9 protein-coding genes and 1 pseudogene are annotated in these 11,727 nt (G+C 54.3%); 4 read left to right on the top strand and 6 right to left on the bottom strand.

Going from position 1 to position 11,727, the window contains the following annotated elements; translation table 11 throughout:
• Positions 1-144: 144 nt before the first annotated feature.
• Positions 145-1,926, bottom strand: coding sequence for an LPS biosynthesis-modulating metalloenzyme YejM (gene yejM, locus ACM5QY_RS11405; RefSeq protein ID WP_416120718.1), 1,782 nt, complete (start codon positions 1,924-1,926; stop codon positions 145-147).
• A gap of 24 nt (positions 1,927-1,950) precedes the next feature.
• A complete protein-coding gene (locus tag ACM5QY_RS11410) occupies positions 1,951-2,178 on the bottom strand; it encodes a YejL family protein (protein ID WP_104921319.1) in 228 nt (75 codons plus the stop codon).
• 222 nt (positions 2,179-2,400) lie between these two features.
• On the opposite strand from ACM5QY_RS11410, the gene yejK reads away from it, so the two are divergent.
• Positions 2,401-3,402: a nucleoid-associated protein YejK gene (gene yejK, locus ACM5QY_RS11415; RefSeq protein WP_416120719.1), complete on the top strand. Its 1,002-nt coding sequence runs from the start codon at positions 2,401-2,403 to the stop codon at positions 3,400-3,402.
• Positions 3,403-3,660: 258 nt separating this feature from the next.
• On the opposite strand, the gene rplY is transcribed toward yejK, so the two are convergent.
• The gene (gene rplY / locus ACM5QY_RS11420) at positions 3,661-3,951 is read right to left on the bottom strand and encodes a 50S ribosomal protein L25 (protein ID WP_101076066.1); all 291 of its coding nucleotides are present in this window, start codon (positions 3,949-3,951) and stop codon (positions 3,661-3,663) included.
• 169 nt (positions 3,952-4,120) lie between these two features.
• A complete protein-coding gene (locus ACM5QY_RS11425; RefSeq protein ID WP_416120720.1) occupies positions 4,121-5,884 on the bottom strand; it encodes a DEAD/DEAH box helicase in 1,764 nt (587 codons plus the stop codon).
• A 361-nt stretch (positions 5,885-6,245) separates the two neighbouring features.
• On the opposite strand from ACM5QY_RS11425, the gene rsuA reads away from it, so the two are divergent.
• Complete coding sequence (gene rsuA, locus ACM5QY_RS11430; RefSeq protein ID WP_416120721.1) at positions 6,246-6,953, top strand: 16S rRNA pseudouridine(516) synthase RsuA; 708 nt, start codon at positions 6,246-6,248, stop codon at positions 6,951-6,953.
• Positions 6,954-6,981: 28 nt separating this feature from the next.
• Complete coding sequence (locus ACM5QY_RS11435; protein ID WP_416120722.1) at positions 6,982-8,187, top strand: Bcr/CflA family multidrug efflux MFS transporter; 1,206 nt, start codon at positions 6,982-6,984, stop codon at positions 8,185-8,187.
• A gap of 33 nt (positions 8,188-8,220) precedes the next feature.
• Here ACM5QY_RS11435 and ACM5QY_RS11440 read toward each other — a convergent pair.
• A pseudogene (locus ACM5QY_RS11440) lies at positions 8,221-9,575 on the bottom strand (MFS transporter).
• A 175-nt stretch (positions 9,576-9,750) separates the two neighbouring features.
• Positions 9,751-10,734: a LacI family DNA-binding transcriptional regulator gene (locus ACM5QY_RS11445; protein ID WP_416120723.1), complete on the bottom strand. Its 984-nt coding sequence runs from the start codon at positions 10,732-10,734 to the stop codon at positions 9,751-9,753.
• A gap of 208 nt (positions 10,735-10,942) precedes the next feature.
• Here ACM5QY_RS11445 and idnO point away from each other — a divergent pair, with 208 nt between their 5' ends.
• On the top strand, positions 10,943-11,707 hold the full coding sequence (idnO, locus tag ACM5QY_RS11450; RefSeq protein ID WP_416120724.1) for a gluconate 5-dehydrogenase: 765 nt from the start codon (positions 10,943-10,945) through the stop codon (positions 11,705-11,707).
• The last annotated feature ends 20 nt before the right edge of the window (positions 11,708-11,727 follow it).

The raw sequence follows: 11,727 nt of genomic DNA on the forward strand, positions 1-11,727 counted from the left end.
GCTCATAAACGACATAATTTTCAAAAAGAAGGTCAAATTATTTGAAGGGGATTTTGAGACAGACGTGAGGGAGCAGGCGGAGACGCTGATCCATAAAAAAACCAACCGGTTAAGGTTGGTTTTTCAGGCATTCAGCAGCAACGGTTAGTTTGCCAGGAAACGTTTTTCATCGGTCAGTACCTGCAACAGAAGACCAAGCTCCGGTTTCTGATCTTTAATCCGTTTGCCGTTATTGTCGAAGGCGCGGTAATCCCCGTCGCTTTCCAGCTCCAGCGTCTGGTCTGGCGTGGTGATCACCAGCGTTCCGTCGTCGCTGGTGGTGACCCAGTTATGACGACGTTTCGCCGCAAACAAATCCTCGCCCTGCGAATAATCAGACGGTGAAGTGGTAACGTGCAACAGGCGCTGCATGAGGGTCGTCATGACATCCGCGTGATCGGTCAGTTTGCTGATGCTCTGCGCCGGCGTGCCGGGCCAGTGAATAATCAGCGGAACCTGCAACTGACGTCGGTTCATCGCATTCCCCGAACCCCATGTGCCGTTCTCGTTAAACTCAATGCCGTGTGACGCGGTAATCACCACCACGGTTTTATCCAGCTCGCCGCGCTCTTTCAGCGATTGCAGCATGACAGCAATTTGCTGATCAACGCTTTGCGCACCGCGCTGATAGCGATGAATAAAGGTATTTCCGACCGGTACGCTGTCACCGTCCTGACGCAATGTATTACTGATGCTATTCAGATTGACGTACGAGAACCACGGGCCATTGCCCCGCACATTCAGCCATTGCTGCCACTGAGAAACTGTCTGTGCATCAGACTGTTTTACCGGCGGCGGTAACGTGAAATCGGTCAGCAGCGCCTGACGGTACAGCGGGCTGTCAAAGCCATCGGAGGCAAACAGACCAAATTCATATCCCTGCTGCTCCAGTGATGTCACCAGCGCAGAAGGCTTGCGTGCGGCGAGAATGCCCTGCATATAGCTCGGTGAAATTCCGTAAAACAGGCCAAACTGGCCGGTATCGTTACGGTTACCGGAACTGAAATGCTGGTCAAAACGGATATTCTGTTTGGCAAAATCAGCCAGCGCAGGCATGTCCTGATTCAGCGTCGCTTCATGCACGCCGTCGAGCACAACCATCAGCAGATTATATTTCGAGCCGGTTTTGGCGAAACTGATGCTGTTCAGCGGATATTCCACCGCCAGCGCTTCCGGATTCCCCTGTTCAATCAGCCGTTTCTGGTATTCCTCGGCATTCAACAGGCCGTGTTTTTCGAGGAATTTACGCGCCGTCATCGGATACGACAGCGGGAGATTCGCGCGCTGCATGGTAATCGGGCGGTAGAAATTAGCATCCGCCCAGATGTACATCAGGTGCGACGCAAAGAAGCTCACGATAAACAGCACGACGATGGGCTTGGCGAAATTACGGCGATTCAGGCTGCGCAGCTTCTGCCACGCCCAGGTGCCGAACAGCATTTCGAGCAGGAAAATGACCGGCACGGCAATAAACATCAGTTGCCAGTCGCGGGCCATTTCGCCCTGACCTGGGTTGACGACCAGTTCCCAGACCACCGGGTTAATGTGCAGGTGGAAACGGGTGAACACTTCGGTGTCGACCAGAATCAGTGTCAGACCCGCCGTCGCGAGGATCGCAGATAAGAAACGCAACAGCCGTTGCGACATCACCACGAACGTCAGCGGGAAGATAATCAGTAAATACGCGGCAAAACCGATAAAGCTGAAATGCCCAATCCAGCTGACCAGCGCGTAAATACGTCCTTCCAGAGAAGAAGGCCAGTCAGAAACAAACAGGTAGCGGCTGCCGAGCCCAAGGATCAACAGGATATTAAACAGGGCGAACCAGTGACCCCAGCTGATCATCTGGGAAACTTTTTCGCGATAGCGCTGACTATTTGTCACCATGAGAGGGTCTGGGCAATGAGTGAATTAATGGGCTTTATCTTCTCTTATCGACGCTTGCAACGCTTTAGCAAAAGATTGGGACAATGCTTTGCGCTGTGCAGGAGCGACGCTGGTATTAATAAGGTTCGTCACCATATTGCCCAAAACCATCAAAGAAAGGTCGGTCGGGGCGCGGTGTTTTTCCAGAACAGTTGCCAGCTCGGAAAGGATCTGTTCAACGTGTTCGTCACTGTAACGGGATGATTGTGCCATAGAGTAATGTGCTTCTTGATCTGACAAAGTCCAATATCTTAGCCGATCACAGCGTCACTTTCCGCATTTTTATAACGGGGGTCGTGTCGGGGTAGTGATCGCATCTATGAATCAGTATTTCACGGGCTGGAACAGGTTGCGGCTTTGACGCTTCGGTGTTTGAATACGCCCCGCAGGCAAACCCTTCTTACACGGCTGCAATTCTTACAGGAGAAAGTCCCCATGAGTCTGGATATTGAGCAGATCGCTCTGCACCAGTTGAATAAACGTGATGAGCAAACGCTGGATGTTGTGCTGCGCGATACGCTTTTGACCCCGAATGCCGCCGTTGATGAAATGATGGCTGAGCTGCATCGTGTCTACAGCGCGAAAAGCAAAGCGTACGGTCTGTTCAACGAGGACAGCGAACTGGCCGTTGCGTTGCGCGGTTGCCGTAAAGGGGACGACGATTTCCTGTCATTCAGCCGCGCCGCGACCGGGCGTCTTCGTGATGAGCTGGCAAAATACCCGTTCGCAGAAGGCGGCGTGGTGCTGTTTTGCCATTACCGCTTCCTGGCCGTGGAATATTTGCTGGTGGCCGTGCTTAGCAGCCGCAGCAGTATGCGCGTCAACGAACAACTGGACGTCAGCAGCATTCATTATCTGGACATCAACCACGCCGATATCGTGGCACGCATTGACCTGACCGAATGGGAAACCAATCCGGAATCCACCCGCTACCTGACATTCCTGAAAGGCCGCGTGGGGCGCAAAGTCTCTGACTTCTTTATGGATTTCCTGGGCGCCGCCGTCGGTCTGGATACCAAAGCGCAAAACCGGGGCCTATTGCAGGCGGTTGATGATTTCTGTACCGAAGCGCAGCTCGATAAAAACGAGCGTCAGAACTATCGCCAGCAGGTATATACCTACTGCAACGAGCAGTTGCAGGCCGGCGAAGAGATTGCGCTGGATGATTTATCCGAAGAACTGCCGCCGTGGAATGACAAGAAATTCAAAGAATTCACGCAGGAACAAGGTTATCAGCTGGAAGAAACGTTCCCGGCCGATCGCAGCACGTTGCGCCAGTTGACCAAATTTGCCGGCAGCGGCGGCGGCATCAGCATTAATTTTGATGCCATGCTGATGGGCGAGCGTATTTTCTGGGATCCGGCGACCGATACGCTGACCATTAAAGGCACGCCGCCGAATTTGCGGGATCAGTTACAGCGCAAAGCGGGCAAATAAATACCTGAAGATAGCGCGATCCGCTCCCTCCCCTGCGAAGGGGAGGGCTGGGGTGGGGTATTAAAGCAGAATCATTACGTTAAGTTTACTTTAACGGAGTGTTTGCCCTTAAAACCCCCTCCCAGCCTCCCCCTTCGCAGGGGGAGGAGCAGGAAACCGGTAAATCGCAGACAATAAAAAACGCCGCCTATATTGCTATGGCGGCGTTTTTTATTTGTTCCCGCACGGCGTCCCGATGCGCAACAACTCAGTCAGCGATTAAACGCGAACGAAGTCGATGTGAGCCAGTTTTGGCTTGAACGGGTGACGCTGTACAGCCTGAACTTTAACTTTGGTTTCTTTACCGTCGATAACCAGAGTAATAGCTTCAGAGTAGAACTCCGCTTTAACTTCCATGTTCTTAACAGAATCATGGTCCAGTTTGATAGAAACTGGAGCAGCTGAGCCACCGTAAACGATAGCTGGGAATTTGTTTTCTAAACGCAGGCGGCGGCTCGCACCCTTGCCCTGCTCGTCCTGTGGACGTACTTCTACATTGATAGTGAACATGTATGTTTCTCTATATATAAATACTGTTTGTTTTAAAACAAGAGCCCCGCCACCTGCGACCGAGTGACGAGTTGAGTACTGCACGCTTCCACACAAGGCGAAAGCGGGCGGTATGATACCGGAGCAGGGCAGTTGCAGCAATATAAATAGCCGGGTTCAGGTTGTTTTCTCACCCGCGCAGCTCATTGGCGCGACGGTAACGTCCTTCATAATCGAACATCTTCTCGCGCACCTGCCAGAACTGACCTTTCATGCGTGCGACAACAAAATCGGGATGACGCAGTAAAACCTGCTGCGCCACGATATCCGCGGCGGACTTCCATTCCAGCGGTACGCCCGGCGCGCGCTGGTGCGGACGTAGGAAGTTATGCAAAAACGCCATCCGCTGAGCAGGCGTTTGCAGGCGGAAACGCTCGGAAACGTCCGCGCCGTCCTCATCGTAATAGGTGATTTTCAGCCATTCGCCTTTGTCGTCGCGCCCGTGTTCAAGGTTCATGCCGCCGCAGCGCAACACCAGCGCATCTTTCAGGCGTAATGCGGCTTTCAACATATCGTCCGGGTCGACCAGAATTTCCTGACACTGATGACAGCGCCGTGCGGCAATATCATTTTCCGCGCCGCAGTGCGGGCAGCTTTTGAAGCGAAAACGAAAATCACACTGCTCGCGGTTGCCGTCGTCATCTTCCAGCACGCCCTGACAGCGGCGGCCAAAATGCTCGATGATCGTGCCGTCCTCGGTGGTCTTCCCCCAGAAGATATTGGCGAAACCGCAGGCCGGGCAGAAGACCTGCACCGGTTTGTTGTCGCCCGCCGGTTTGTGACTGCCCACTTCCGGCGTAAACAGGTCATGCGGATTTCCGGCGTAATCGAGGATCAGGCAATCCGTTTTGCCCGGTGACAGGCGCAGCCCGCGCCCGACAATTTGCTGATAAAGGCTGACCGATTCGGTGGGGCGCAAAATGGCAATGAGATCCACATGTGGCGCGTCAAAGCCGGTGGTCAGTACCGAAACGTTCACCAGATAGCGCAGTTCCTGTTGCTTAAAGGCCGTGATCAGCCGGTCACGCTCGATGGCGTGCGTTTGTGCGCTGATCAGCGCCGCTTCGCCTTTGGGCAGCAGACCGAAAATTTCACCGGCGTGTTCCACCGTCGAGGCAAAAATCATCACGCCTTTGCGATCCTGCGCGAACTCAATAATCTGACTGATGATGTGCGGGGTAATACGTTTTTGCTGGCGCAGCTCATCGTTAAGATCCGCCTCGCTGAACAGCCCGTTGCTGTTGGGTTGTAGGCGGCTGAAATCATAGCTGACCACCGGCATATCGAGCCGTTCCGGCGGCACCAGAAAGCCGTTTTTAATCATGTAACGCAGCGGCAGTTCGTAAATACAATCGCGGAACAGGCTATTGGAATCGCCGCGCACAATGCCCTGATGGTGATACTGATAAATCCAGCCTTTGCCCAGACGGTAAGGTGTCGCCGTCAGCCCGAGCAGCCGCAGACGCGGGTTTTGCGCTTTAAGATGGCTGATGATTTGCTGGTACTGACTGTTATCGTCGTCGGAAATGCGGTGGCATTCGTCGACAATCAGCAGGGAAAACTCACCGCTGAACGCCGCCAGATTGGGCGCGACGGATTGCACGCTGCCAAACACCACTTTTCCGCTGCTTTGTTTGAGATTCAGACCCGCCGCAAAGATATCCGCTTCCAGCCCGTAGGAGAGATATTTACCGTGATTCTGCGCCACCAGCTCTTTGACGTGTGCCAGAACCAGCACGCGCCCACGCGCAACCCTTGCCAGCTCGGCAATCACCAGACTTTTTCCGGCACCGGTGGGCAGCACGATCACCGCCGGTTCATCGTGCTGGCGGAAATGACGCAGCGTGGCGTCAACGGCATCCTGCTGATAGGGACGAAGGGTAAAAGCGGTCACGGGCGAAGATCACCTTTCAGTTTACTGTTAATAACTTTTACTGTTAATAACTACAGTGGTGGAGTATGCCAAGAAATCTGCCGAATGGCGATGAGCAATAAAATCACCTGCTGTTAATGTTTAGCCTGCTTATTTTCCTCTTCCTCCTAGGATGCGGAGCCAAGCACGGCTATACTCTCTCGCTCAATGCGGCAGTCAATCTGCCCCCTCGAAGTAATCATCACTCGTTGCAGCCAGACGAACTGAAAGTATTACGAATCGAACAACCCTGAACCCTGTCAGTTGCCTTGTTGCAGCGGCGGGGTCTTGTGTTTTATCAGTAACGCGATCACTCAGATCGCCACGAAGGCAAGACTATCCAATGCGTCTGGACAAGTTTCTATCTCAGCAATTAGGTGTAAGCCGCGCGCTCGTTTTACGTGAGCTGCGCAACAAACGTGTCACTGTTGACGGCGAAATCGTCAAAACCGGCTCGATGAAAATCAGCCCTGAACAGCGCGTCGAGTTCGACGGCAATGTGCTGGATCAAATCACCGGCCCGCGTTATTTCATGCTTAACAAACCGCAGGGTTACGTGTGTTCCACCGATGATCCGGATCATCCGACCGTGCTGTATTTCCTCGAAGAACCGGTGGCGTACAAGCTGCATGCCGCAGGGCGTCTGGATATCGACACCACCGGTCTGGTGTTAATGACCGACGACGGCCAGTGGTCGCACCGCATCACCTCACCGCGTCATCATTGCGAGAAAACCTATCTGGTCACGCTCGAAAACCCTCTGGCTGACGATACTGCCGCGCAGTTTGAAGCGGGCGTGCAGTTGCACAATGAAGATTCCCTGACCAAACCGGCGACACTCGAGCAAATCGAAGAGAACCTGGTGCGTCTGACCATCAGCGAAGGGCGCTACCATCAGGTGAAACGCATGTTTGCGGCGGTCGGTAACCGCGTGGTCGCGCTGCACCGTGAGCGGATCGGCGAAATCGTGATGGATGAAGATTTAGAACCGGGCCAGTACCGGCCGTTAACTGAGCAGGAAATTGCCAGCGTTGGCGTTCCCTCGCGCTAGTTTTTTCTCTTAACTGGAGCAGCTGAAAGTGCAAGAAAAACCGGTATCCCACATCGGACTGATTTTCATCCTGGGATTGATATCGATGCTGATGCCGTTGGCTATCGATATGTATCTGCCAAGTATGCCCGTTATCGCCGAGGAATATGGTGTGGCGGCGGGCAGCGTGCAAATGACCCTCAGCGCCTATGTGCTGGGTTTTGCGATAGGGCAGCTGTTTTACGGACCGATGGCTGACAGTCTCGGGCGTAAGCCGGTGATATTTTGGGGCGTACTGGTTTTTGCTGTGGCGGCCGGAGCCTGTGCGCTTGCGCAGTCGGTCGAACAGCTGGTGTGGATGCGTTTCTTGCACGGTTTAGCGGCGGCGGCGGCCAGCGTGGTCATTAACGCGCTGATGCGCGACATGTTCACCAAAGACGAATTCTCGCGAATGATGTCTTTTGTGGTGCTGGTCATGACCGTTGCGCCGCTGCTCGCGCCGATGCTCGGCGGCCTGCTGATGGCGATTTTCAGCTGGCACGCGATTTTCTGGGCGATGGCGATTGCCGCGTTGATCGCTGCCACGTTGGTGGGCGTTTACATCAAGGAAACGCTGCCCAAAGAGCGGCGGCAAAAATTCCATCTGCGCACCACCGTCGGCAATTTCGTCTCCCTGTTCCGCCACAAGCGCGTGCTGAGCTATATGCTGGCGAGCGGTTTCTCGTTTGCCGGCATGTTCTCATTCCTCAGCGCCGGGCCGTTCGTTTACATCGAACTCAATCACGTTTCGCCGCAGCATTTCGGTTTCTACTTTGCGCTGAACATTGTGGCGCTGGTGATCCTGACGCTGATCAACAGCCGCAACGTGCGCCGTGCGGGCGCGGTGAAGATGTTCCGCTTCGGCTTGTTTGTTCAGTTGGCAATGGGCATCTGGCTGCTGGTGGTGTGCGCGTTCGGGCTGCCGTTCTGGGCAATGGTGATCGGCGTGGCGGGTTATGTCGGGGTGATAGCGATGGTCACCTCCAACGCGATGGCCGTCATCATGGATGACTTTCCGCATATGGCGGGCACGGCGGCTTCTCTGGCGGGAACGATTCGATTTGGCACCGGCGCGGCGATTGGCTCAGTGCTTTCACTGTTTACCGCCAAAAGCGCCTGGCCGATGGTCGGTTCGATGGCGTTTTGCGTGATTGCTGCCACATTGCTGTATCTCTACGCCAGCCGTCCGGCGAAAGGGGCGGCATCAGCCACCTGATGTAAACTCCCCGGTGAAGGGGAGTTTATTCTTCTATCCCACGATCTCCGCTTTTATCCCCTGAACCCGGCGTGCCGCTTTGGCGCGGGCATATTCATCTGCCATCGCTTTGGCTTTTGCGCCGGGGATCAGCGCCATATCGCACTCTTTCGGCAACAGCGTCGTCACCAGCGCGGCAATCAGCAGGGACGCGACCAGCGCATAAATCGCCGTACTCTGGCCGTACAGGCTGACTAACACGCCGACCAGATACGGGCCGCAGAAGCCGCCCAGATTCCCCAGCCCGTTAATCACACCGCGGGCGCTGCCTGCCACTTCCGGCGTGGTCACTTTGCCCGGAATGGTCCAGAAGGCGCTGGTCGCGGCTTGCAGGAAGAACCCGGCACCGACCAGAAACCCGTAGGCCGCCATAATGTTATGACCAAACGTGACCGATGCGGCCAGACAGGCGGCGAAACCACACAACGGCAGGGCGATAAACAGGCGGCGTTTGCCGGTTTTATCGGACAGCACGGACATCGCCAGAATCCCCAGCATTGTGCCCACGTAAGGGATAATCGCCAGCATACCGACTGAACTCATGTCGCCGCCGGTGAGATTTTTCAGGATAGTCGGCAGCCACAGCGTGTAGCCGTAAATCCCGGTCTGGTAGAAGAAGTTAATGACGATCAGTTTGACGATAGATTTATTGCGAAAAACCTCTTTGAGCGGCGCGTTATTCACCGGTGCCAGAGCCCGCAGGGCTTCGCGTTCACGGTTTAATTCGGTGACCAGATAATCGCGTTCGCGCTCAGACAGCCATTTCGCTTCTTCCGGACGGTCGCTGATGGTGAACCACCAGAACAGCATCACCACGAACGATAATGCCCCTTCGATGATGAATAACCAGCGCCAGTCGAGCGTATCCAGGATCAGACCGGACAGCGGTGCGGTAATCATCCCGCCGAGGGGGCAAACATCAGGACATAGGCGTTCGCGCGGCCTCGTTCTTTATCCGGGAACCAGTTACTGACCATCGTCAGCACCACCGGCAACATCCCGCCTTCCGCCACACCGAGCGCAAAACGCAGGAAAAGCAACTGATACTGGTTCGTGATAAAACCGGTCAGAATGGAAATCACCGCCCAGGCAATCAGCGAGCAGGCGATGAATTTACGTCCGCTGCCGTGAACCGCCAGGCTTCCGCCGGGCACCTGCAAAAACAAATAACCGATAAAGAAAATACCGGCCGCCAGTCCGGCCATTGATGCGGTGATGCCTAATTCGGCGTCCATTCCCCCAGGCATGGCAAAACTAATATTGACCCTGTCCATGAAGGAAATAATACAGGCGATAAGAATGGGGGTGATGACACGTAACCAGCGGGCCTTAGGAATTTTATTATTCATAGTCTTTCCTCTGTGTGCTTGAATCCGGCGATGACCTAATAAAAGCATTTTGAGGAAAGTATTTCGTGACAGGCGTCACGTTGAATTATGTTAAGAAAAGGTGTTACCTGCAACGTGATCCTGCACCGCAGTTAGCGTGCAGGATGAAAGGCGGTGAATTGCGGAAAAGGGTGCGTTAAATCGTGCCGCCGAGGGAAATCCGGTAGTGCAAATCGACACGCTCGATGGTCGGCAGGTTTTTGATTTTCTTCAGCAATATCTCGGCGACAACCTTGCCCATTTCAAAGCGCGGCGTAATAACGCTGGCCAGCAACGGCGTGGTCGCCAGCCCGATATCCAGTCCGTGAAAACCTGAAATCGCCATGTCTTGCGGTACGCGGATGCCCAGTTTCAGACATTCCTGTAACACACCGACGGCAATATCGTCGTTGGTACACAAAATCGCATTGGTGTGCGGATAAAGCTGGCGCGCCATCGACAGCATACCGGCGCCGATGGACACCGATGAAACTTTGTTTGGCGTGATATGCACCGGCGTCAGCCCGCGTTCAGTCATCGCCCGGCTGTAACCCTGATAACGTTTCTGGTCACGCGCGTCAGACATCGAACCGAAATACACCACATACTCTTTGCCGCTGGCCAGCAGCGTCGTGGCCATATCATATCCGGCCTGCTGATTATCAAAACCCACTGCAATGCGGCCATTCTGATCGTCGAGATCCATCACTTGTGCGACCGGAATTTCAGCCGCATTCAGATACTTATCTGCTTTCAGCGTATGCACGGAATCTGTGAGAATCAGCCCGGCGAGCTGATAACCGAGCAGGTTGATAATGTGTTCTTCTTCGCGGTCTTTGCTGTAATCGTAATTGACCACCAGCGTCTGGTAGCCCTGGGCGGACGTCACGGACTCAATACCTGCCAGCAAATCGGAGAAAATCTGATTGTTAAAAGAGGGCACCAGAATGCCGATACGCGGCGCTTTGGCCGGTCCGCGGGCTTCTTCCAGCGGATAACCGACTTCTTCCATGACCTTGGTGATACGCTCGCGGGTTTCAGGAGAGACCTTTTCCGGCGTGCGCAGAAAACGGCTGACCGTCATCTTGGTCACATCCGCCAGTTGGGCGATGTCCTGTAATGTCACGCGCTGGTTTCTCATGCGGGTTTTCCCTGATCATTTCCCCAAAATATACCTGATTATTGAAACAGAAAGCGCCGGAGATTGTTATCAAAATGATGATGATCACATCGGGAGTAACAGGGTTTTTTAACATTCTTCAAAGTGATCTGCATCACAGTTTGGCGGCGGGTAAACCGTTGTAGTGGGGCTAACTTTTCATAAGCAGCTTTTTAATAGGGCCAACGTCATGACAAATCTCTTCTCACTGGATAACAAAAGGATTCTGGTCACCGGTTCCACGCGCGGTCTGGGTTTCCTGCTGGCGAAAGGGCTGGCGCAGCACGGGGCGGAAATTATCGTCAACGGCACGCAGCAGGAATCAACCCAAAAGGCGGCTGAAGCGCTGCGCGCAGAAGGGTTTATCGCACACGCCGTCTCGTTTGATGTCACAAACAGCCAGGCGGTGAATCAGGCGATTGACCATATCGAAAAGACCCTCGGCCCGATTGATGTGCTGGTGAACAACGCGGGGATCCAGCGCCGCCACAAATTTACCGATTTCCCGGAAAAAGACTGGGACGATGTGATTGCGGTGAATCAGAAATCCGTTTTTCTGGTGTCACAAGCCGTTGCGCGTTACATGATCACGCGCGAGCGCGGCAAAATTATCAATATCGGTTCGATGCAAAGCGAACTGGGCCGTGACACCATCACGCCGTACGCCGCCTCCAAAGGCGCGGTGAAAATGCTGACACGCGGTATGTGTGTCGAACTGGCGCGCTACAATATTCAGGTGAACGGCATTGCGCCGGGCTATTTCAAAACCGACATGACGCAGGCGCTGGTCGATAACAAAGAGTTCTCCGAATGGCTGTGCAAACGCACCCCCGCCGCGCGCTGGGGCAATCCGGAAGAGCTGGTCGGCGGCGCGGTTTATCTGTCATCCAGGGCGTCTGACTTTGTTAACGGGCATCTGTTATTTATAGACGGCGGCATGCTGGCCGCAGTTTGATCCCCGTTATCCTTTTAAGT

Source organism: Rahnella sp. PCH160 (genome assembly GCF_047784855.1).
Classification (GTDB): Bacteria; Pseudomonadota; Gammaproteobacteria; order Enterobacterales; family Enterobacteriaceae; genus Rahnella.

Excerpts from the sequence above, each read along its gene's own strand:
- yejM (WP_416120718.1), bottom strand. The coding sequence starts at position 1,926 with ATGGTGACAAATAGTCAGCGCTATCGCGAAAAAGTTTCCCAGATGATC.
- ACM5QY_RS11410 (WP_104921319.1), bottom strand. The coding sequence starts at position 2,178 with ATGGCACAATCATCCCGTTACAGTGACGAACACGTTGAACAGATCCTT.
- yejK (WP_416120719.1), top strand. The coding sequence starts at position 2,401 with ATGAGTCTGGATATTGAGCAGATCGCTCTGCACCAGTTGAATAAACGT.
- rplY (WP_101076066.1), bottom strand. The coding sequence starts at position 3,951 with ATGTTCACTATCAATGTAGAAGTACGTCCACAGGACGAGCAGGGCAAG.
- rsuA (WP_416120721.1), top strand. The coding sequence starts at position 6,246 with ATGCGTCTGGACAAGTTTCTATCTCAGCAATTAGGTGTAAGCCGCGCG.
- ACM5QY_RS11445 (WP_416120723.1), bottom strand. The coding sequence starts at position 10,734 with ATGAGAAACCAGCGCGTGACATTACAGGACATCGCCCAACTGGCGGAT.
- idnO (WP_416120724.1), top strand. The coding sequence starts at position 10,943 with ATGACAAATCTCTTCTCACTGGATAACAAAAGGATTCTGGTCACCGGT.